The organism is uncultured Granulicatella sp. (assembly GCF_963545075.1).
GTDB lineage: Bacteria > Bacillota > Bacilli > Lactobacillales > Aerococcaceae > Granulicatella.
On sequence record NZ_CAUUHX010000028.1, the window covers coordinates 1 to 22984 of the forward strand.

The 22984-nt window shown below is 32.5% G+C and carries 19 protein-coding genes; all 19 read left to right on the plus strand.

Annotation, left to right across the window (positions count from 1 at the left end; genetic code table 11):
- A partial coding sequence (locus RWZ86_RS05105) for a mucin-binding protein (protein ID WP_314680466.1) occupies positions 1-2411 on the plus strand: 2411 nt, incomplete at its 5' end.
- Positions 2412-2630: 219 nt separating this feature from the next.
- Positions 2631-3674, plus strand: a complete 1044-nt coding sequence (locus tag RWZ86_RS05110) for an LLM class flavin-dependent oxidoreductase (RefSeq protein ID WP_314680467.1) — start codon at positions 2631-2633, stop codon at positions 3672-3674.
- Positions 3675-3788: 114 nt separating this feature from the next.
- Positions 3789-4418, plus strand: coding sequence for an ECF transporter S component (locus RWZ86_RS05115; protein WP_314680468.1), 630 nt, complete (start codon positions 3789-3791; stop codon positions 4416-4418).
- Complete coding sequence (coaBC, locus tag RWZ86_RS05120; RefSeq protein WP_314680469.1) at positions 4411-5619, plus strand: bifunctional phosphopantothenoylcysteine decarboxylase/phosphopantothenate--cysteine ligase CoaBC; 1209 nt, start codon at positions 4411-4413, stop codon at positions 5617-5619. Before RWZ86_RS05115 ends, coaBC begins: the two co-directional genes overlap by 8 nt.
- 224 nt (positions 5620-5843) lie before the next feature.
- On the plus strand, positions 5844-6536 hold the full coding sequence (locus tag RWZ86_RS05125) for a sugar transferase (RefSeq protein ID WP_314680470.1): 693 nt from the start codon (positions 5844-5846) through the stop codon (positions 6534-6536).
- Positions 6537-6563: 27 nt separating this feature from the next.
- Positions 6564-7778: a DegT/DnrJ/EryC1/StrS family aminotransferase gene (locus RWZ86_RS05130; protein WP_314680471.1), complete on the plus strand. Its 1215-nt coding sequence runs from the start codon at positions 6564-6566 to the stop codon at positions 7776-7778.
- A gap of 23 nt (positions 7779-7801) precedes the next feature.
- Positions 7802-9607, plus strand: coding sequence for a nucleoside-diphosphate sugar epimerase/dehydratase (locus RWZ86_RS05135; protein WP_314450927.1), 1806 nt, complete (start codon positions 7802-7804; stop codon positions 9605-9607).
- Between the two features lie 61 nt (positions 9608-9668).
- Entirely contained in the window at positions 9669-10682 is a 1014-nt protein-coding gene (locus RWZ86_RS05140; RefSeq protein WP_314680472.1) for a glycosyltransferase family 2 protein, read from the plus strand.
- Between the two features lie 89 nt (positions 10683-10771).
- A complete protein-coding gene (locus RWZ86_RS05145; RefSeq protein WP_314680473.1) occupies positions 10772-12097 on the plus strand; it encodes an LCP family protein in 1326 nt (441 codons plus the stop codon).
- Between the two features lie 26 nt (positions 12098-12123).
- Positions 12124-13164, plus strand: a complete 1041-nt coding sequence (locus RWZ86_RS05150; RefSeq protein WP_314680474.1) for an LCP family protein — start codon at positions 12124-12126, stop codon at positions 13162-13164.
- A 15-nt stretch (positions 13165-13179) separates the two neighbouring features.
- Positions 13180-13887, plus strand: a complete 708-nt coding sequence (locus RWZ86_RS05155; RefSeq protein WP_314680475.1) for a 2-C-methyl-D-erythritol 4-phosphate cytidylyltransferase — start codon at positions 13180-13182, stop codon at positions 13885-13887.
- Entirely contained in the window at positions 13888-14916 is a 1029-nt protein-coding gene (locus RWZ86_RS05160; RefSeq protein ID WP_314680476.1) for an alcohol dehydrogenase catalytic domain-containing protein, read from the plus strand.
- Positions 14917-14931: 15 nt separating this feature from the next.
- On the plus strand, positions 14932-15765 hold the full coding sequence (locus RWZ86_RS05165) for a phosphorylcholine transferase LicD (RefSeq protein WP_314680477.1): 834 nt from the start codon (positions 14932-14934) through the stop codon (positions 15763-15765).
- Positions 15755-16879: a glycosyltransferase gene (locus tag RWZ86_RS05170; protein ID WP_314680478.1), complete on the plus strand. Its 1125-nt coding sequence runs from the start codon at positions 15755-15757 to the stop codon at positions 16877-16879. The genes RWZ86_RS05165 and RWZ86_RS05170 overlap by 11 nt, the downstream gene beginning before the upstream one ends.
- A gap of 4 nt (positions 16880-16883) precedes the next feature.
- Positions 16884-18359: an O-antigen polysaccharide polymerase Wzy family protein gene (locus RWZ86_RS05175; protein ID WP_314680479.1), complete on the plus strand. Its 1476-nt coding sequence runs from the start codon at positions 16884-16886 to the stop codon at positions 18357-18359.
- Positions 18352-19386 carry a prephenate dehydratase gene (locus tag RWZ86_RS05180; protein WP_314680480.1) on the plus strand — a complete coding sequence of 345 codons (1035 nt, stop codon included), beginning with the start codon at positions 18352-18354 and terminating at the stop codon, positions 19384-19386. Before RWZ86_RS05175 ends, RWZ86_RS05180 begins: the two co-directional genes overlap by 8 nt.
- A 105-nt stretch (positions 19387-19491) precedes the next feature.
- Positions 19492-20763, plus strand: a complete 1272-nt coding sequence (locus RWZ86_RS05185; RefSeq protein ID WP_314680481.1) for an ABC transporter permease — start codon at positions 19492-19494, stop codon at positions 20761-20763.
- Between the two features lie 10 nt (positions 20764-20773).
- Complete coding sequence (locus RWZ86_RS05190; protein ID WP_314680482.1) at positions 20774-21409, plus strand: ABC transporter ATP-binding protein; 636 nt, start codon at positions 20774-20776, stop codon at positions 21407-21409.
- Positions 21410-21426: 17 nt separating this feature from the next.
- Complete coding sequence (locus RWZ86_RS05195) at positions 21427-22803, plus strand: FtsX-like permease family protein (RefSeq protein ID WP_314680483.1); 1377 nt, start codon at positions 21427-21429, stop codon at positions 22801-22803.
- Positions 22804-22984 lie beyond the last annotated feature (181 nt).

Consider the following 22984-nt stretch of genomic DNA (forward strand, 5'->3'; position numbering starts at 1 on the left):
CACTTGAAGAAGGAACATGGACACAAGGAAGTTGGACAGAACAAGCTTCACCAACTGTAACAAACTATGGAACACCAGATAAACCAAGTGTAGAGTCAGTGGCAGTGACACCAACAATGGAAAATACAGAGGTAGTCGTGAAGTATCCACAAGCAAAAGAAGACGAAGTAGAAACAAAAGTAATTACACGTACAATTAAGTATGTAGATGCAAGTAACGAAACTACAGAAGTATCACCAAAAGTAGTACAAACAGTGACACTAACAAGAACAAACAAACGAAACAAAGTAACAAATACACTTGAAGAAGGAACATGGACACAAGGAAGTTGGACAGAACAAGCTTCACCAACAGTAGCAAACTATGGAACACCAGATAAAGCAAGTGTAGCGTCAGTGCCAGTAACACCAACAATGGAAAATGCAGAAGTAGTCGTGAAGTATCCACAAGCTGCGGATACAAAAACAGTAGCAACAAAACAAACGGTAACGTACGAAGGAGCAGGAGATAAAACACCAGCGCCTAACGAACAAACAGATTACACATTCACTGGAAAAACAAACAAAGTTACAAATGTAACAACATGGAATGAAGAGACACATACTTATGGAGTCGTAACAACACCAAAAGTAGAAGGATACTATGCGGATAAAGCACAAGCAGGAGGAAAAAAGGTAACTCCAACAGAACCAGAAGCAAGTGATAAAGTAGTGTATAAACCATTAGGAAAAGTAATCTTAGTGGACGAAGGTGGAAATGAAATTCCAAACACACCAAAACCTACTTATAAAAACAATCCAAATGATCCAACAGTTGGAGGAGAAACACCAATTCCAGAAATTCCAGACGGATATGAAATCAAACCAAAACAAGACGTACCAGGATTCAACCCAGAAGGAAAAGTAGTTACTCCATCAAAACCAGGAGAAGACACAAGAATCGTGTTAGTGAAAGTAAACCAAAAAGCAACAGTTAAGTATGTTGTTGACAGAACAAACACTGTTCTTCACAAAGATGAGTTAGAAGGTAAATCTGGAGAACCAATCCAATATACAACAGAAGCTAAACTCGCAGAATTGAAAAAACTTGGATATGAATTAGTTACTGACGGATTTGTAACAGCGACAGATAAGAATTTCGATAATGATCCAAGAGTTGATCAAGACTTCTTGGTAACCGTAGCTAAGACAGTTCCAGTAACACCAACAACTCCACAAAACCCTAACGAAGATCCTAAGAACCCTAACCCAGGAGACCCAATTGATCCTAAGAATCCTGATGGACCAAAATGGACGAAAGATGCTCTTGATAAACTAAACAACATCAAGTCAGTAACTCGTACAATTACTTACGTTAAAGACGGTACAGATGAAGAAGTATCTACAACTGAAGCTCCAAAAGTAACGAATAAAGTAAGCTTCACACGTACAGTAGTTGTAAATCCAAAAGATGGTTCAGTAGTAGGATATGATACAACAGGTGACGGTATTGCAGATGTACCAGCAACAGACATTACAAGCGGATGGACAGCTGCAGGTACAGCTAAATTTGCAGAAGTTAAATCACCAGTTGTTAAAGGATATGTTGTAAAACCTAACCAAGATACACAAGGTGACTTAGTGGAAGCTGATGGATCTAAAGTTAAAGCATCTACAACAGACTTAACTGTAGACTCAGTTAACCAAGATCTAAAAGTTAGATACGTACCAGTAGGAAAACTTGTACCGAAAGTACCTGAAGGTGTAACACCACCAACTCCGGTAACACCAACACCATACGAAAATGTACCAGGTGAACCAGGTAAAGTTGTACCACCAAGTCCAACGAAACCAACAGATCCACAAGATCCAAATAGTCCAAAAGTACCAGTGATTCCTCATATCCCAGGAACAACACCACAAGTGCCGAAAGATCCAACTAAACCAGTAGATCCAAACACTAACCCACTTGTACCGTTGAAACCGATCGATCCAAAAGATCCAACTAAAGGATATGAAGTACCACCAGTACCAAATGATCCAACGAAGGATACACCAATTGAGTACGTACCGAATAATCCGAAGGATGATGAGTTTAAACCAAAACCTCCTCAACCTCAACCGAATCCAAAACCTTACCCAGGTCCAAATCCTACTCCGGTTCCAAACCCAGCTCCAGCGCCACAACCGGAACCTAAACCAGAGCCAAAACCAAATCCAGAAACTCCAAAACCTGTAACACCTGCAGATAATGGAGATAACAACGGAAACAATAATGGAACACCATCAAATAATGGTGATCACACTCCAATGCGTGAATTACCAAATACTGGTACAGGCAATGAGTTTGCAATCTTTGGTGCGGCAGCAAGTGCAATTCTTGCAGGATTAGGATTAGTCGTTCCAGGTAAGAAAAAAGAAGAGGAAGAATAATTATTTAAATGACTTCTTAGTATAGTAGCAAGCGGATGCCAGCAGCTCTTTCCTAATGAGGAGAGAGCTGCTTTTTTGTTGTGAAAGATAGGTTCTTTGTCAAATAGAGCTGATGAAACAATTTTAGTGAAGAAATTAAGCAGCATTAGGTTGCTTAATTCCTTTTTAATTGTTAAAGTGAATAAGAAATAAAAAATTATAGAAAATATAAGGTGTATCATGATTGAATTAGGAATTAGTACATTTGGAGAAACAACAGAAATTGAAGGGACATGGATTACTCCTACACATGATGAACGAATTCGTGAATTAGTAGAAGAAATGAAATTAGCTGATGAAGTAGGGTTAGATATTTATTCAATTGGTGAGCATCATCGAAAAGATTTTGCAGTTTCATCTCCTGAAATTGTATTAGCAGCAGGAGCAGCTGTGACTAAAAATATCCGATTAAGTTCTGCAGTAACAGTATTGTCTTCTGCAGATCCAATACGAGTGTATCAACAATATGCTACGATTGATGCCATTTCAAACGGACGAAGTGAAATCATGGTAGGACGTGGCTCTTTTACAGAATCATTCCCATTGTTTGGTTATAGTTTGGCTAACTATGAAGAACTCTTTGATGAAAAATTAGCGATGCTTGAGAACATTAAAGAACATGAAATATTAGAGTGGAAAGGGAAATTTACTCAAACAGTTAAACAAAAAGGAGTATATCCACGTGCTGTCCAAGAAGATTTTCCGATTTGGGTAGCAACTGGTGGAAATGCCGAATCTACTGTTAAAATTGCACAAAAAGGGTTGCCGATTGCATATGCTATTATTGGTGGAAAGTATGAGAATTTTAAAGGATTAATAAATTATTATAAAAAAATTGGAATTGCATCAGGGTACTCAGAAAAACAATTAAAAGTAGCATCGCATTCTTGGGGATTTATTGCTGAAACAGATGAAGAAGCGATACAAAAATATTTCCATCCAACAAAACAAGTTGTCGATGCAATTTCAAAAGACCGTCCATTTTGGCAACCATTAACATTTGAACTATATTTATCAAGTGTTAGTCCAGAAGGAGCAATGCTAGTTGGTAGCCCTGATACAGTAGCTAAAAAATTAATTAAAATGATTGAAATGTTGAGGCTAGATCGTTTTATGTTACATTTACCATTAGGGTCTATGCAACATGAAGATATTTTAAAAGCAATTGAATTATTTGGACGTGAGGTAGCTCCAAAAGTACGAGCATATTTTGAAAACAAATAGATAAATTATATAGGAAGTATCTATTCAGAATATTTAAGAGATAAATGGTGTTTAGCAAATATCTTTAGATAAGTGATTTTGTCATTGCATGACTGAAAATCAAAGAGTATAATGATGGAAAAAGTAAAAATCGGGGTGTTAATTATGAAAAAAGATAAAATTTTTCAATTAGTATTTACTGCAATTTTAATTTCAATTATTATTTTACAAAGTTTTATTCCATTTTTAGGGAATTTACCATTATTAGTCATTGATATTACGATTATTCATATTACAGTAATTATTGGTGCATGTATGCTGGGGTGGCAAACGGGTCTATTATTAGGGACAGTTTGGGGTGTATGTTCTTTTATTCGAGCATTTACTTCAGGTAGTGCTATTAGTTTATTAGTCTTTACTAATCCATTAATTTCAATCGTGCCTCGAGCATTAGTTGGCTTACTTTCTGGATTACTCTTTGTCGCATTACAAAAAGTTATTTCATCTAGTCATTTAAGAATGAGCATTGTTGGAGCTTTTGGTAGCTTATTAAACACAACTTTAGTATTATCGTTGATTTATTTATTAGTAGGAAATCAATATGCTGAAAAATTACAAAAAACTCTTGGGGAATTACCTGTATTTTTAATGACGATTGTTGGAACAAATGGTGTTCCGGAAGCTATTGCTTCTGCTATTATTGTACCAGTTGTAGGTGGAGTTCTTTTAAAATTAATGGAAAAACGGAGAATGAAGAATGCTTAATCAAAAGAAAGTAGCTGTATATGTTACAGGAGGAATTGCAGCATATAAAGCTCTTTTATTTGTAAGATTATTAATTAAAGAAGGTGTACAAGTAAAAGTGGCAATGACTCAATCAGCTTGTCAATTTGTTTCACCGTTGACGTTTCAAGTTTTAACGAAAGAAAAAGTAATGGTGGATACATTTGATGAAAATGATTCGTCTGTTGTTCAACATATTCATTTTGCGGATTGGACGGAATTGGCAATTGTTATTCCAGCTACAGCCAATACTATTGCTAAGATTGCTCATGGAATAGCGGATAATTTCGTAACAAGTGCATTGCTGGCTACGACTGTTACTAAAATCATTGTTCCAGCTATGAATGAACATATGTGGGAAAATCCAGTTACAGTGAGAAATTGTACCCAATTAAAGAAAGATGGTGTTCATTTTATTGAACCAGCAGTTGGTTTCTTAGCGGAAGGATATTCAGGAAAAGGAAGATTGCCTGAACCTGAGGAAGTTCTTCGTCAAATCAAAGAACTAAATTTATTTGATAATGAAGAAAAAACTTTACTAGGAAAAAAAGTTTTAATTACAGCTGGTGGAACAAAAGAAAGAATTGATCCAGTTCGCTATATTTCGAATGATTCTTCAGGGAAAATGGGCTATGCCTTAGCAGAAGATGCTGTAAAAAAAGGAGCAGAAGTCGTTTTAATTTCTGCAACAACAGTTTTACCTGTTCCTAATGGAGTAAAAATTGAGTATGTGGAATCTGCTAGAGAAATGCAAGAAAAAGTATTCGAATATTTTTCAGAAACAGATATTGCCGTTATGGTAGCTGCTGTATCGGATTATCGAGTAAAAGAACCTGCCACTCAAAAAATGAAAAAAACAGATGATGAAAATGAAATTACTCTAACTTTAGTTAAAAATCCTGATATTTTAAAGCAATTAGGAAACTTGAAAAAAGAAGGACAAACGGTTATCGGGTTTGCAGCAGAAACGCATCAAGTCATTGAGTTTGCAAAACAAAAATTAGTAAAGAAAAATGCAGACTTTATTATTGCAAATGATGTTTCAGATCAAACGATAGGTTTTGGTTCTGATATGCATCAAGTGACTATTCTTTCAAAAAATGGAGATGAAATTTTATTACCAAAAGTTTCGAAACATTTATTAGCAAAAGAAATTTGGAATCATCTAATTCCAAAATTATAAATATAAATTAAAATTAGACTTTTCAAATGTAGTGACGAAGTTGTAAGGGCTACTTTGAGAAGTCTTTTTGATTGCTTAAAAAGAATAATCTAGAAGTTTGGATATTTTTGTAAGAAAAACTCAGAAAACTTTCCTTGTTTTATTAAAAAACTATGCGAAAGCTATTCCAGTGATGGAATTTGTGCTATAATGATGAAGGTTTATTAGGCATGAGAGGAGTAGATATGAAAACAGAACATCAAATGCCAGAATTTATGAAAAATCATTATACTTTAAAAGCAATGGAAGTACTGAAAAAGAAAAAAGCGACGTTGTTTTTCAAACGTCTTTTTGACATCTGTTTGTCACTATTGCTTTTAGTACTATTATCGCCAGTATTTTTAGTTTTAAGTATTTGTATTAAACTAGAAGATGGCGGACCTGTATTTTATCGACAGCAAAGAATTACGACATATGGAAGAGTATTTAAAATTTTTAAATTCCGTACAATGGTAATGAATGCTGATAAAATGGGTCCATTAGTAACTCAAGATAATGATTCAAGAATTACAAAAATTGGGAGAAAGATTAGAAGTTTCCGTTTAGATGAAGTACCACAATTGATTAATGTGTTAATTGGGGATATGAGTTTTGTAGGAACTCGTCCTGAAGTACAGAAATATGTAGATGCCTATTCTGAAGAAATGATGGTTACGTTATTGTTACCAGCAGGAATCACTTCAAAATCAAGTATTGAGTTTAGAAATGAAGCAGATAAAATTTCTAAATGGATGGAGCAAGGATTAACAGCTGATGAAGCTTATATTCAAAAAATCCTTCCAGAAAAAATGCAATATAATATCGATTATATTGATGAAGTAAGTGTTGCTCAAGATATAAAAGTAATGCTTCAAACTGTATTTGCTGTTTTAAGATAGTAAATAAACATTCGGAGGTTAAGAGACATGATTAGAAATATTCCATTTTCACCACCAGATATTAGCAATCGAGAAATTGAATTAGTAACAGAAGTGCTAAAATCAGGTTGGCTTACAACTGGACCAAAAACAAAAGAGTTTGAAAGACAATTAGCAGCATATTTAGGAACGGACAAAACAGTTTGTTTAAATTCAGCAACAGCTGCATTGGAATTAGCTTTACGAGTATTAGGAATTGGTGAAGGAGACGAAGTCATCGTTCCAGCTTATACTTATACAGCTTCATGTAGTGTGATTGAACACGTTGGAGCAACTCCAGTATTAGTAGATATTCAAGAAAATCATTATGAAATGAATTATGATTTATTAGAACAAGCGATAACACCAGCAACTAAAGTGATTATTCCAGTTGAGTTAGGTGGAGTACCTTGTGATTATAAACGTATTTTTGAAGTAGTAGAGAAGAAAAAAGACTTATTCTCAGCAAATAATGCACTTCAAGCTCACTTTAATCGAATCATTGTAGTTTCTGATTCAGCTCATGCGATGGGAACAACGATAAATGGCTTATCAGTTGCACAAGTGGCTGACTTTGCGTCTTATTCATTCCACGCAGTTAAAAATTTAACAACAGCTGAAGGTGGATGTATTACTTGGAATCCTAAAAATGGTTTAGACGATGAAAAAATTTATCGTGCATTCCAAATTTATTCCTTACATGGACAAACAAAAGATGCCCTAGCGAAGACAAAACCAGGTTCTTGGGAATATGATATTGAAATTCCAGGTTATAAATGCAATATGGCAGATATTATGGCTGCTATTGGTTTAGGTCAATTAGAACGCTATGAAGGAATTTTAAATCGTAGAAAAGAAATCGTAAACCAATTAGATGCTGGGTTAAAATCTGATGTTATTCAAGTGTTACCACATCAAACAGATCATTATGAATCTTCAAGACATTTATATATTACAAGAGTAAATGGTGCTTCTTACGAACAAAGAGGTCAAATTATTGAAAAAATGGCAGAACGTGGTATTTCATGTAATGTCCACTATAAGCCATTACCATTATTAACAGCTTATAAAAATTTAGGATTTGATATTAAAGATTATCCGAATGCTTATCGTTATTTCGAAAATGAAGTAACCTTACCATTACACACTTTACTTTCTGACGAAGATATTCAATATATTGTGAAAAACTATAAAGAAGTCGTTCAAGAAGTATTAGAAGCTTAATGATGGAGTAAGGAGAAGTGTAGATGAATAATCGATTAAAAATTTTATTACTATTCGTATTAGACTCAATCATCGTACTAGGTTCTGTATTTTTAAGTTTTAGACTTGTAACTGAAGGATTAATTCGTAATATCCATGCATTAACGGTTACTGCATTATTATCACTTGCAGCTTATTATGTATTTTCTTATTTCTTAAATTTATATTGGAGAGATTGGGAATATGCGAGTGTTTATGAAGTAATCACTGTCGTGAAATGTGTCAGTGCTGCAGTCATTGTTTCAACCATTGCAGGAATTGTTTGGTTTAAAACATTAGTAACTTGGCAATTTGTAGTAGTGTTATGGCTATTACTTGTCTGTGCAGTAGGTGGCGTTCGTCTTTCGATGCGTATTTTTAGAGAGTACTTTGTAGATAGTGTTGTCATGGAAAATGCAAAACCAACTTTAATTGTTGGGGCAGGAGCAGCAGGAACATTATTAGTACGTCAAATGTTAATGCATCCAAAAATGAGAATGATGCCAGTAGCCTTTGTTGATGATGATCCAGAAAAACAAAGAAAAGATATTTATGGCGTTCGTATTTTAGGAACAACAAAAGATATTGAAAAAATTGTTCAACAAATGGGAATTACAAAAGTTGTTATTGCAATGCCTTCGTTACCAAATAAAAAACTAAACGAAGTATATGATGTTGCTCGTAAAACTGGAGCAGAATGTGTCATTCTTCCAAATATTGATGAAGTAATGTCTGGAAACTTACATGTACAACAATTAAGAAATGTTGAAATTGAAGATTTACTTGGACGTGATCCCGTTGAATTGGATCAAACGTTAATTGAAAAACAATTGCGTGGAAAACGAATTTTAGTGACCGGAGCAGGTGGCTCAATCGGTTCTGAAATTTGTCGACAAGTTTCTTCTTTCCGTCCAAAAGAATTAATTATTTTAGGACATGGAGAAAATAGTATTTATCAATTAAATATGGAATTACTTGGAAAATATGCAGAACATTTTAGAATTACACCTGTTATTGCGGATGTTCAAGATAGAAAACGTATTTTTGAAGTAATGGAAAAATACCGTCCAGACGTTGTGTATCATGCTGCAGCACATAAACATGTGCCTCTAATGGAGATTAATCCAAGAGAAGCAGTGAAAAATAATATTTTAGGAACTCGTAATGTTGCTGAAGCGGCTAATCATGCAAAAGTAAAAACTTTTGTTATGATTTCAACGGATAAAGCTGTTAACCCACCGAATATTATGGGAGCAACAAAACGCTTATGCGAAATGATTGTTCAGGATATGGCAACGAAGAGTGATTCAACGAAATATGTAGCTGTACGTTTCGGGAATGTATTAGGATCAAGAGGTTCTGTGATTCCATTATTTAAGAAACAAATTGCTAAAGGTGGACCAATTACAGTAACTCACCCAGATATCGTTCGTTACTTTATGACGATTCCAGAAGCAGCACAATTAGTAATTCAAGCTGGCTCTCTTGCACGTGGAGGAGAAATTTTCGTATTAGATATGGGCAAACCAGTTCGTATTGTTGATTTAGCAAAAAATCTAATCCGTTTATCAGGTTATAGTGAAGATGATATTGAAATTAAATTTACTGGTTTACGACCTGGTGAAAAAATGTATGAAGAGTTATTGAACGAGGGAGAAATTAATCCAAAACAAATTTTCCCTAAAATTCATATTGGAATTGCAGACAATTCAAAAATTGATCGTGTTTATGACTTCATTGAAAAATTTGAAGATTATTCAGAACAAGAATTACACGATGAATTGATTGATATTGCGAATAAAAAGAAATAAAATAGAGAAGGCTGGACAATGCTCCAGCCTTCTTTTCATAAACACAGATTAAGGAGAAATTATGTTAGTTTCAGTATCAATTAGCGCTTATAACGAAGAAAATTATTTACCAGCAATCTTTGAAAGTTTAGTCCATCAAACTTATCCACATAAACAAATTGAAATTGTTTTAATTAATGCGATGTCAACAGACCGAACAAGAAGTTTAATGAATGAGTTTCAAGAAAATTATCAACATGAATTTTATGCGATTAAGATTTTTGATAATCCTAAGAAAACATTGAATACAGGTTTAAATTTAGGATTTAAACATTCCGATGGAGATTGTTATTTAAAAATTGATGCTCATTCTCATATTCCAGAAGATTTCATTAAAAATAATGTAGCTGTTATTCAAACAGGAGAACGAGTTTGCGGGGGAAGAAGACCAACGATTGTTGAAACAGATGATGAATTAGCGAAGACATTACACATTGTAGAAGAATCTGCGTTAGGGAGTAGCATCGCTAATTATCGTAAAGGTGATGAGAGTCGTTATGTCGATTCTGTATTCCAAGGAATGTATCATAAAGAAGTCATTGAAAAAGTAGGATATTTTGATGAAAAATTAGTTCGCACTGAAGATAATGAGTTTCATTATCGTATTCGTAAAAATGGATTTAAAATTTGGTATGATACTTCAATTGAATCTTTCCAATATATTAGACCAACATTCTCAAAAATGTTAAAACAAAAATATGGAAATGGCTATTGGATTGGGTTAACAAGTCATGTTTGTCGTGAATGTTTATCTTTATTCCACTTTGTACCTGGAATTTTTGTGAGTACATTATTAGCAACGATTTTACTTGCTGGAGTTTCTGCAACACCATTCATATTATTAGTAAGTATTTATTTATTAGCGATTATTGGATTGTCACTATTTGAAATTACGACACATCCTTTTCATATCACTCGTTTATTAATTCCATTTTTAATGATTTCTGTCCATCTTTCATACGGAATTGGAACGTTAAGAGGATGGATTGAAGGATTTTGGTGGAAAAAAAGCTATTTTTCAAATATTGAGGAATAAATTTATTAAAAAGTAGTAAATCTCCTCTCATGAAATAGCCGAATTATGGTATAATAAATTGATTATAGATAAAAGAGAGGTTGAAAAATTTGAGTAGATTAGAAAATCATGTTCGCAATAAAATTTTGAAAAATAAAAGAAGAAAATGGGCAATATTTTTTGTTGTTCTAGCTGCTACATTTATTACACTAGCAGGAGTTTATATTCGTGCGAGATTAGCTAAAGTAGAAAATGTTATTCACCAAGAAGTTGAAACAGTAAATCTTCGTGAAAAAGAAATAAAAGATAATGATAGTTTTTCAGTATTATTATTAGGGATTGATAATGGAGCCTATGGACGTGGCACTGAAGTAGGTAGAAGTGATACGATGTTAGTCGTAACTGTAAATGAAAAATTAGGAAAGACAACCATTGTAAGTATTCCTCGTGATTCTTATACAGAAATTATCGGTTATGGAACAAATGACAAAATTAACCATGCTTATGCATTTGGACAAGAAAAAATGTCGATTAATAGTGTTCAAAATATGTTAAATCTTCCAATTGACTATTATGTAACAGTGGATATGGGTGGTTTAATGGGCTTAGTTGATGCAGTTGGTGGTTTAGATATTACACCAGTATTAACCTTCACATATGAAGGAGAATCCTTTACTGAAGGAGAAGACCGACACGTTGATGGTGAAGCTGCTTTGAGATATGCCAGAATGCGATATGATGATCCAGAAGGAGATATGGGTCGCCAAAAACGTCAACAATATGTGATTCAGAAAATAGTAGAAAAACTATTAAATATTACTTCTGTAACTCGTTATGAAGAAATTTTAAAAACTTTAGAAAATTCAGTTCGTACGAATTTTACACTTGATAAATTATTATCGATAAAAAATAATTATCCAAAAGCTTTGAAAAATTTTGAAAGTGATAAAATTAGTGGGTCTGGAACAATGATTGGTGGAGTTTACTATTTTGTTGTCCCTGAAGAAGAACGATTACGTATTTCAAATGTATTAAGAGAGTCTTTAGATTTATCAAAAGTTGAATCATTAAAACATATCGAAACAAATGAGACACAAATAGTGCCAGATGTTGAAAAACATCAACCGGTTAGTCAACCATTTTATCAAGAAGAGGCTGCTGATGAGTATGTAGAGCCAGTTCAACCTGCTCCTGTAACTACTCCAACGACTCCAACAACACAACAAACTACAAGTGTTCAAAATACAACAACGATTCAAAAAGCGGATGATAAAAAAGTTGAGACAACAACTAGTGCTCAAAAAGTTCAACCAACAACAGTAGCTCCGACTAAAGTTGAATCTTCAACGGTTGAAGTTGCTCCAGCACCAACAAATACAACTATTGCACCAAAACCTGCTGCAGTAGAAAAATCTACATCAAATAATCAACCATAATAAATAATAGAATTTGAGGAAAGTAAATGGTAGAACATCATGATTTTGGTCTTCGATCCAAAAGAAGACAAAAGAAGAAAAAAGGAAAACTTTTATTTATATTTATTTTAATAACAGCATTATTAGTAGGCACTTCAATCGTATTTGCTGACAAATTAAATTTATTCCACCAAACAATTAGTACGATTACTCAAGATGTGGGGAATAGAACTGAAGAAGAAGCACAAGAAATTATTGAAAATGCCAAGCCGATTAATGTTTTATTATTAGGGATTGATAATGGGGCATATGGACGTCCTACAGAAGATGGACGTAGTGATACAATGCTGTTATTAACAGCCAATCCTACAGATAAAAAAGCTCAATTATTAAGTATTCCTCGTGATACTTATACTGAAATTGTTGGTATGCATACGTATGATAAAATTAATCATGCATATGCATATGGACAAGCTAAAATGGCGATTAATTCTGTAGAAAAATTATTTGATACGACCATTGATTTTTATATGGAAATTAATATGTCAGGATTAATGGAATTTGTAGATGCAGTAGGCGGTATTGAAGTAACTAGTCCACTAACTTTCACTTATGAAGAACGTTCATTTGTAGAAGGAAAAACAGAATTATTAGACGGAGAAAGTGCTTTACGCTTTGCAAGAATGCGTTATGATGATCCAGAAGGAGATTATGGTCGTCAAAAACGTCAGAGAATTGTCATTGAACAGTTAGTGAAAAAAATGATGTCCTTTAATTCTATTACAAATTTTGAAAAAATTATGAATGCTGTCAAAAACAATGTTAAAACAGATATTCCAATTGGTAGAATTATGGCTTTAAAAAATACTTATGGACCTTCATTTGATAATTTAGAACAAGCATTTATTGAAGAACGTTCATTATTATTAACGAATTCGATTGGAGAACAAATTTATTATTCTTATGCAACAGATGAAGAATTACTAGAAAAATCAAATTTAATCCGTAAATATTTAGGACAAAAATCCGTGACAACATATCCATTATTACAACAAAGAGAAAACTTATTATATTTAACTACACCATAGAAAGAAGGAAGTCGAATGATTTACGCCGGAATACTTGCTGGTGGTACGGGAACTCGTATGGGAATTCAAGATATGCCCAAACAGTTTTTAACATTAGGTAAAAAACCAATTATTATGCATACTGTTGAAAAATTCCTGTTTGTTCCAGAAATTGATATTGTTTATGTAGCCGTTCATCCGAATTGGATGACTTACTTTGAAGATTTGCTTCAAAAGTATGTTCCAACGCAAAAAGAAAAAATTCGTGTTGTTTCAGGTGGTAAAGATAGAAATGATAGTATTATGAATATTATTCAGGATATTCAAGAAAAACCTGGTGAAACGAAAGATGATATTTTAATTACTCATGACGCAGTTCGCCCGTTTGTATCTTACCGAATGATTCAAGAAAATATTGCTGCGATGAAAGAGTATGATGTTGCAGATACAGTTGTCCTTGCAAATGATACTATCGTAGAGTCAGTCGATGGGAAAGTTATTTCTTCTATTCCAAATCGTACACATATGTATCAAGGGCAAACACCACAAACTTTCAAAATTCGAGCATTTGTGGATATTTATAATTCGATGGAAGACGAAGTGAAACAAATTTTAACAGATGCTTGTAAAGTGTTTGTATTAAATGATACACCCGTTGGACTCGTTCAAGGGGAATATTCAAATATTAAAATTACTACAGTAACAGATTTAAAAATTGCTGAAGCGATGTTGGGAGAGATCTAAGTGATTAATCGAGTATATCAATTGATTCGTCCGCATTATTTTTCTGTGAAATATGAAGACGTTGAAATGGAGCAAGAAGATACAGTAGTTGTTAGACCAAATTATATTGCACTATGCCATGCAGACCAACGTTATTTCCAAGGGACACGCCCACCAAAAATTTTACAAAAAAAATTACCGATGGCATTAATTCATGAATGTTGTGGGATTGTTGTAAGCGATGCTTCAGGAACGTATAAACCTGGAGATAAAGTCGTCATGATTCCAAACCAACCTCCAAAGGAATTTGAAGAGGGAACAGAGTTTTATGAAAACTATGTAACAGGTGGTTATTTCCGTTCAAGTGGTCATGATGGATTTATGAGAGAATTTGTCACAATTCCTAAAAATCGTGTGGTGAAATACGAAACAATTCCATCAAAAGTCGCTGCGATTACAGAATTTGTATCTGTTGGGATTCATGGGATTACAAGAATGAAACAAGTCGCACATTCAAGAAGAGATCGTATTGTGGTATGGGGCTCAGGAAGTCTAGCATATGTTGTTGCAACACTTGCAAAAGAAAAGTTTCCTAATTCAACGATTATTGTGGTTGGAAAAAATCATGACAAATTACGTTTATTCTCATTTGCAGATGAAGTGTATGATGTGAGTGAAATTGAAGATGACTTCACGTTTGATCATGCTTTTGAATGTGTGGGAGGAAATGGAACGCAAGAAGCTTATCGAGATATTATTAAACATATTAGACCACAAGGTACCGTTATTATGATGGGAGTAAGCGAGTTTGAAGTTCCGTTAAATACACGAGATATTTTAGAAAAAGGATTAACTTGGGTGGGTAGTTCACGTTCAGGACGTGATGATTTTGAAGGAGCCGTTGAAATGATGGAACGTCCTCAAGTACATTCAAGATTGAATTTAATTATTCATGAATCAAATAAAATTCAAGATATCCAAGACATTTATCATTTCTTTGAAGAAGATACTGTTACACCATTTAAGACAGTTGCAAAATGGGATATTTAATAATGAGGTGAAATCATGGAACCACTTCAAGCGAAGTGTTTAGAAATGGCAGAGTATTTCGTTCAATTTTGTAAGGAAAATGATTTACTATGCTACTTATGTGGTGGAGGAGCAATTGGGACTCTACGACATAAAGGATTTATTCCTTGGGATGATGACTTAGATTTCTTTATGCCAAGAAAAGATTATGAAAAATTAGCACAACTGTGGCCACAAAAGGCAGATAGTCGTTATCAACTTTCTAAAAGTAATGAAAATTATATTGATCGTAATTTATTTATTACAATAAGAGATACACAAACAACATGTATCAAACCTTATCAACAAGATTTGGATATTCCACATGGACTAGCTTTAGATGTACTTCCATTAGATTATTATCCAGCTAATGAGCTATCACGAAAAAAACAAGTGATAGCTGCTTTAGTCTATTCACTATTTTGTGCGCAAACTATTCCAGAAAAACATGGCGGAATAATGAAGTGGGGAAGTCAAGCTTTATTAGCGATGATTCCGTCTAAAAAACTTCGTTATAAAATTTGGAAAAAAGCTGAAGCTGAAATGACAAAATACACAAAAGAAGAAAGTGATGGAATTACTGAACTTTGTTCTGGGCCATATTATATGAAGAAGAAGTATCCAATTTCTAGTTTTGAGGACGCTTTATGGCTTCCTTTTGAAGAAACGGAATTACCAATTCCAATTGGATATGATGCTTATTTAAAAACTGCTTTTGGGGATTATATGACACCACCACCAGTAGAAAAGCAAGTAGCTCATCATGATGCAGTTTTAGTGGATTTAGAAAAGAGCTATACGCATTATAAAGGTGAATATTATGGGAAATAAGAAAAAAGTACTTTTCTTTTTATGGTCTTTCTCGTTAGGAGGAGGAGCTGAAAAAATTTTATCCACAATTGTATCCAATTTAGACTTAGAGAAATATCAGATTGACATTTTAGAGATGGAACATTTTGATAAAGGGTATGAAGCTGTTCCTAAAGGAGTTAACATATTAAAACCATATAAGAAGAAAAGTTATGGACGAGTGTTAGATTCTATTTTATGGAGTTTAAGAATTTATTTTCCAACTTTAGTAAGAAATTGGCTCATTAAAGATGAGTATGATATTGAAGTTTCCTTTACCATTATGAATCCAGCATTCCCCTTTTCTAAAAGAAAAGAAGTAAAAAAAATTGCTTGGATTCATGGAAGTATTGAAGCCTTTTTGAAAGAAGAACAAACTCAGTATCGAAACAATCATTTTGAACAATTAAGTCAGGCAGACAAGATTATTGCCATTTCTAAAAAAACAAGGGAATCAATTGAAACAGTATATCCAATGTTTCAAAATAAAATTCAAACTATCTATAATGGCTATGATTTTTCCACTCTTTTTGAAAAATCTGAAGAAGTTGCTCCAGTTACATTAGAAAAAAATAGCATTTGTGTGATTGGACGTCTAGAAGAGTTAAAAGGAACGGATCGTGTATTAGAAGTCTTTAACGAATTACAAACTGATGTAAATGACGTTCATTTATACTATATTGGTAGTGGTGAACAAGAGAATTTCTTGAAGGAAGAAGTAGAACGTCTTCAATTACAGGATAAGGTTTATTTCTTAGGTTATCAGAAGAATCCTTATTCTATTTTAAAACAAGCAAAACTTTTATGTTCTTTATCGAAGCAAGAAGGATTTTCAGGAGCAGTTGTAGAAGCAGTGACATTAGGAATTCCTTTTGTTTCCACAAATGTTGGTGGAGCCTTAGAATTATCGAATGATGGTCAATTTGGAGACGTGATAGAGACAAATCAAGAAGCGCTTGATTCTCTTAAAAAATATATTACTGGAGAAAGAAAGATTTCTGAGAATTATTCAGAATTTATCCAACAATTTACAATTGAAAAACAACTGCAACAAATAGAGGAGTTATTTCAATCATCAAAAGAAGAAAGGAGTTAGATAGATGCCGGATTCTTTAAGAAAACTTCATGCAGTACTCACAACTTTCTGCTATGGATTAGCAATTGCTTTTTACTTGGTTTATTTAAATAATAATCATTTAGAAACATTATTATATACTGTTGTGATGGTTTTTATTGCACATACATTATTTAGTTTTCATCATTTAAAATATCAATTAATTCATGCGTTGTTTTATATGACAATTTTTGTGTTTTTATTTTCAAGACCGTTAATTGATTATTTAAGAACTGGAAGCTTTGAAACCTATCAACAGGATGCCTATGTATTTACTTTTAATATCATACTTGTCTCTTTAATTGGCTTATGGTTAGGTGGAATCATTGGCGTTAGATATTTTACTCGTAAAAAGGAAAAGGCAGTCGATGAAAATTCCTATGCACGTTTGATCTTACAAGTTAGAAGAGTATCACTAACGGTTTTCTTATTTACATATCCTTTTTATGTATTAAGATTAGTCGAACGTTTAATTTTTAGATTACAGACAACCTATTATGGTTATTATGCAAATTTTACTAGTAAATTACCGTACTTTACTTATTTATTATCAGCATTTATGTTCTATGCATTATGTGTATATCTAGCTACAAAACCTTCTAAAAAAGTATCGATATTTATGCTAGGTTTATATGTTGCAGCAAATATGATTCATTTAGTGATTGGAACGAGAAATCCATTCATTTTAAGTTTATTATTTGCATTTGTTTATTTCTTCATGCGTCACTATTCTGATCAAAAAGAAGTTTGGCTAGGACGTAGAGAAAAAATTGCTTTAGGAATAGGGACTCCGGTTTTAATGCTTGCGATGGGGGCTATGAACTATGTTCGTGATGGGGCAAAGTTAAAGTTTGATAGTATTTTTGCTTTATTAGTCGATTTTGTTTATAAACAAGGAACTAGTTTTGGAGTTTTAGCGAGAGGTTATCTTTATCGTAGTAGTTTACCAATTCGAGAAATGAGAAACTTTACATTTGGTCCAATTATTGATTATTTCTATCGAGGTAGTATTGGTATGAATGTATTAGGAACTAAAGCTTTTAAAGCAACAACGAATAGTATTGAATTAGCCTTAGAAAGTAATAGTTATGCTCATAATATTTCGTATCTTGTATTAAAACAACAATATTTAGATGGTCATGGTATTGGAAGTAGCTACATGATGGAAATATATACGGATTATGGTTTCTTTGGATTAATGTTAGCAAGCTGTATTTTAGGATTTATTTTTATTAAATTACTGAATTCAGCTTATCGTAAAAATCTACTCGGATTTACAGTATCATTATTAGTTCTTGGAAATCTATTCTTTATGGCGAGAAGTAGTTTCTCAGAAAGTTTCTTTAGTTTATTTACAATGCAATTTTGGACAGTTGTAATTTTAATATTCTTAATGTCCTATTCAATGAAGAAACCAATTTATCATACAACATTAGCAAAGGATGGTTATATAAATGTTTGAAAATTATTCATTAGCTGATTTATTAGCTAACTTAAAGAAAAAGAAAAAGTGGAATACAATTTCCGTATTCATCTTATTTATCTTAATGGCTGTACCAATGAGTTATAAAGCTATTACCTCAAAATCAGTTGTAAAAAATAATACAAGTTATTCAAGTTATATTATTTATAAAATTAATGCTCCAGAAAAGGAATTTAAAACAGAAGCTAATATTAAGAATGATCAATTTAGTTATTTTTATTCGAAATTAATTAGTTCTAATATGAATGGTGCTTATTTATTCAATGATTCAACAGATCAAGAAGTTGCAACTTTTGCAGGAGAAATTGCTAGTAATGCTACTCAATTAAGAAATTCTGATGTAGATTTTTGGGAAAAGAAAATTATTGTCACATCATTAGGGGATTATACTGGGGTTTCTGTAAAAGCATTAACAACAAGTCCAACTTTAAATCAATTAATTGAGAAAAAAGTAGATGCATTAATGAGTAGTTATAAAGATATTTTTAAAGATGTAACGATTCAAAAATTAAATACTGTTAATTCTCAAGAAGTTGGTGGTAGTGAAACTACGATTTCAAACTTTAATATGAAACAATTAGTATTAAGAATGGTGATTGTCTTTGTCCTAGCAGGATTCATTGTTATTTTTATCAATTTTGTTTGGTATTTATTTAATCCAACTATGAACCGTGCTGGTGATTTCAAAAAATATGATATGCAACAAATTTTTGAAGTTGAAAATTCAGAAGTATTACGTCAATTAATTCGTTATAAAAAGGAAACACATGGAGATTTTGCCGTTGTCACTTCAAGTAAAGCTATCGCAAAACAATGGGAGCAAAAAATTCAAGATGTAACGATTGAATATGTAGAAGCTTCTAATTTCGAAAGAATTTGTCAATTTGATGCTTACTTATTTGTAGAAGAATTTGGTAAGACTCGCTATGTTGATTTTGAAAAGAAATTACAAGAATTACATAATTTTGATAAAAAAATTCTTGGTGTAGCAGTATTTCCACTATAATAAAAAACTCGTCAGTTTTTCTGGCGAGTTTTTTTTATTTCATATACATTTCATAAACACTCTTTATAATAAGTTACAGATAAGAAATTGAGAGGAGTAATTCCTTTGATAAAAAATGCGATACTTTATATTTTTAGAAAGAAAAAGAAAAGTTTAATACTAATCACTATATTTAGTGTCATTTTATCTTGTATATTTGCTTGTATGAGATTATTATCCACGACTTCTATAGTGCAACAACAATTAAAGCAAACAACAACTTCTTCGTTTGAATTTAGAAAAAAAGATGGAACAAGTTTTTCATTCAAACAAGTCGAAGAGATAAACAAAGTTGCAGATAATGAGTCACTAGAAAAACATTATCAAACCATTGCAAAATTAGAAAATCATACAGTAGTGACGGGTGAAGAAAAAATTCAACGAGATGATGTTGATGAAGAAATGAAAAATGTTGTTTCGCTTAATTCTAGTAGCCAAGTAAATCGAGAAAAACTATTCTCAAGTGGAGTTTTCTCATTGTTAAAGGGAAAAATGATAGGAGCAACGGATGTCCATAAAATCATGATTCATGAAGAATTAGCTTCTAAAAATCAATTGAATCTTGGAGATAAGATAACTCTTGATGTCATCCAGCAAGAAACTGGTGAGAAGAAAAAAGTAGACTATGAAATTGTTGGAATTTTTTCTGGGAAAAAACAAGAAACTTATACTGGGTTAACTTCTGATTTTAGTGAAAATACTGTATTTACGGATTATCAATCCATTCATCAACTTTTCTCAAGTGAATCAGGAGAAGTTGTGACAGGATTAAATATTTTTGCTTCTTCAAGTGAAGAATTACAAAAAATGAAACAAGCAATAGAAGCTTTACCATTCAATTGGGAAGAGTTTGTAATCGAGGATCAAAAGCAAGATTTCGATGATATATTAGAAAGTATTACAGGTCTTCAAAGTATGGTTCAGTGGATGACAGTAGGGATATTAATTGCTGGGGCGGTAGTTCTATCCTTAATGTTAATGCTGAGTGTGAGAGAAAGAATTTATGAAATTGGTATTTTATTATCAATTGGAATTCATAAAGCTTGGATTATTGGAAAATTCTTTGTTGAATTATTCTTATTGACGATTCCAGCAATTTTTGTTTCGCTTGCATTTGGACCTATGATGGTTCATCAATTAATGAATGGATTTATATCGATGGATCAGGAACAATCCCCTTTAGGAAATGTTATTTCAAAAGGAACACAACAGGCAGTAATGACGGTTTTTAGTCAAAGTTATGCATTATTAGCGATGGTAATTGTATTCTCAATTGCTGTAACATTAGGAATCTTTTTAATGAAGAAACCAAAAGAAATATTATCAAAAATGAGTTAGGAGAATGAACATGAGTGTATTATCAATGAATAAAGTAAGTTATCAATATAAGGAAGCACGTCAAAATGTGTTATCACAAATTGATCAAGAATTTGAAGCCGGTAAATTTTACGCGATTATTGGGAAATCGGGTTCTGGAAAATCAACATTACTATCATTATTAGCAGCATTAGATAATCCAACAAGTGGAAAGATTTTATTTGAAGGAGAAGATATTCAAGAAAAAGGAGATAGTTATCATCGTAAACATCATATTTCCTTAGTCTTCCAAAATTATAATTTAATTGATTATTTAACGCCTTTAGAAAATATTCGTTTAGTTAATCCTACAGCTACAAAAGAAATTTTATTACAATTAGGATTAGAAGAAAGTCATGTGAATCGTAATGTTTTAAAATTATCAGGAGGACAACAACAAAGGGTAGCGATTGCTCGTGCATTAGTTTCAGAGGCTCCAATTATTTTAGCGGATGAACCAACGGGAAATTTAGATGAACAAACTGCAGGAGAAATTATTGATGTACTAAAAGCATTAGCAAAAGAAAGACAAAAATGTGTCATTGTTGTAACACATAGTAAAGAAGTAGCAAATGCTGCAGATACCATTTTAGAATTGCGTGAAACAAAACTTCACGAAGTGAAATAAGAAAAAGGAGAAAGATAATGATAAAAAATGCATTTGCTTATATTTCAAGAAAAATTTTCAAATCATTTGTTTTATTTGCCGTTGTATTATCCATGGCAACATTAAGTATGATTGGATTGTCGATGAAAGATGCAACGAATCAAGCTTCAAAAGAAGTGTTTAAAAATATTACGAATAGTTTTTCAATGGAAATTAATCGTCGAGTGAATCAAGGAACACCTCGTGGTGGAGGAAATATTAAAGGAGAAGATATTAAAAAAATTTCTGAATCCCCTGATATCGAAGGAACAGTTAAACGTATTAATAGTGTAGCGGATTTAGCAGACTACGATATTATTGAAACAAAAGAAACTCAAGGAGTATTAACACCTGATCGTATTAAGAAATTTAAACGTGCAGTGATGTTAACAGGGGTTAATGATTCTGCAAAAGAAAATAAATTTGTTTCTGGTGCTTATCAATTAGTGGAAGGGAGTCCATTAGTAGAATCAGATAAAAATAAAATTTTAATGCATAAAGATTTAGCTGAAAAAAATCACTTAAAAGTAGGCGATAAAATTACATTAAAATCAAATATTTATGATGCTGATAATGAAAAAGGTGCTAATGAAACGGTAGAAGTAGAAATTAAAGGTCTGTTTGATGGTCATAATAAAACGAGAGTTACAGCAGCACAAGAATTATATGAAAATACTTTAGTAACCGATATTCTTACAGCTGCTAAAGTATATGGAAATACAGAAGATACAGCAGTGTATCAAGATGCGACATTCTTTGTAAAAGGAAATAAAAATCTTGATACAGTCATTAAAGATTTAGGGAAATTAGCGATTAATTGGAAATCTTATAATTTAGTAAAAAGTTCTTCTAACTTCCCAGCCCTACAACAATCAATTTCTGGGATGTATTCAATCGCAAATAAATTATTTATTGGATCTATTGCATTTGCAGGAATTACAGTAGCATTATTATTATTCTTATGGATGAATGCTCGTCAAAGAGAAATTGGTGTCCTATTATCGATTGGCTTATCGAAAATGGAAATATTTGGACAATTTGTATGGGAGTTATTGTTCATTAGTTTACCAGCCTTTATCGGTGCAACAGGAGTTGCTATTTTGACAGGTAAAACAGTCGGAAATCAATTACTTGCAAGTGTTACTTCAAGTATTGCAAAACAAATGGGCAAACAAGCAGCCTCAACGGGTTTAGGTGGCGGAGCTGAAGTAGATGGCTTTAATAAGACATTAACTTCATTAGAAATGGTGATTCAACCAACTAATGTATTATATGTAGTTGGATTTATGATTGTGGTATTAGGGATTGCATTAACGATTGCCAGTGTGAAAACATTTAGTAAAAATCCTAAAGAATTATTAATGGATGTTGAATAGAAGTTCAAATGAACGGGAGAAAAGTTTGAACTTTTAGAAAACAGAAACTGTAAAAAGCACCCCAAAAGTTAGATTTTTTATGTCTAACTTTTGGGGTGCAGTACATTCCAAAAGCTTTTTTAATGTTATAAACTCATTAAAACAACTCCCAGTAAGGTGTGGAATGTTTTTTAGTCTGTGT

Coding starts and splice junctions, on each gene's coding strand:
- RWZ86_RS05110 (WP_314680467.1), top strand. CDS start 2,631: ATGATTGAATTAGGAATTAGTACATTTGGAGAAACAACAGAAATTGAA.
- RWZ86_RS05115 (WP_314680468.1), top strand. CDS start 3,789: ATGGAAAAAGTAAAAATCGGGGTGTTAATTATGAAAAAAGATAAAATT.
- coaBC (WP_314680469.1), top strand. CDS start 4,411: ATGCTTAATCAAAAGAAAGTAGCTGTATATGTTACAGGAGGAATTGCA.
- RWZ86_RS05125 (WP_314680470.1), top strand. CDS start 5,844: ATGAAAACAGAACATCAAATGCCAGAATTTATGAAAAATCATTATACT.
- RWZ86_RS05130 (WP_314680471.1), top strand. CDS start 6,564: ATGATTAGAAATATTCCATTTTCACCACCAGATATTAGCAATCGAGAA.
- RWZ86_RS05135 (WP_314450927.1), top strand. CDS start 7,802: ATGAATAATCGATTAAAAATTTTATTACTATTCGTATTAGACTCAATC.
- RWZ86_RS05140 (WP_314680472.1), top strand. CDS start 9,669: ATGTTAGTTTCAGTATCAATTAGCGCTTATAACGAAGAAAATTATTTA.
- RWZ86_RS05150 (WP_314680474.1), top strand. CDS start 12,124: ATGGTAGAACATCATGATTTTGGTCTTCGATCCAAAAGAAGACAAAAG.
- RWZ86_RS05155 (WP_314680475.1), top strand. CDS start 13,180: ATGATTTACGCCGGAATACTTGCTGGTGGTACGGGAACTCGTATGGGA.
- RWZ86_RS05165 (WP_314680477.1), top strand. CDS start 14,932: ATGGAACCACTTCAAGCGAAGTGTTTAGAAATGGCAGAGTATTTCGTT.
- RWZ86_RS05170 (WP_314680478.1), top strand. CDS start 15,755: ATGGGAAATAAGAAAAAAGTACTTTTCTTTTTATGGTCTTTCTCGTTA.
- RWZ86_RS05175 (WP_314680479.1), top strand. CDS start 16,884: ATGCCGGATTCTTTAAGAAAACTTCATGCAGTACTCACAACTTTCTGC.
- RWZ86_RS05180 (WP_314680480.1), top strand. CDS start 18,352: ATGTTTGAAAATTATTCATTAGCTGATTTATTAGCTAACTTAAAGAAA.
- RWZ86_RS05190 (WP_314680482.1), top strand. CDS start 20,774: ATGAGTGTATTATCAATGAATAAAGTAAGTTATCAATATAAGGAAGCA.
- RWZ86_RS05195 (WP_314680483.1), top strand. CDS start 21,427: ATGATAAAAAATGCATTTGCTTATATTTCAAGAAAAATTTTCAAATCA.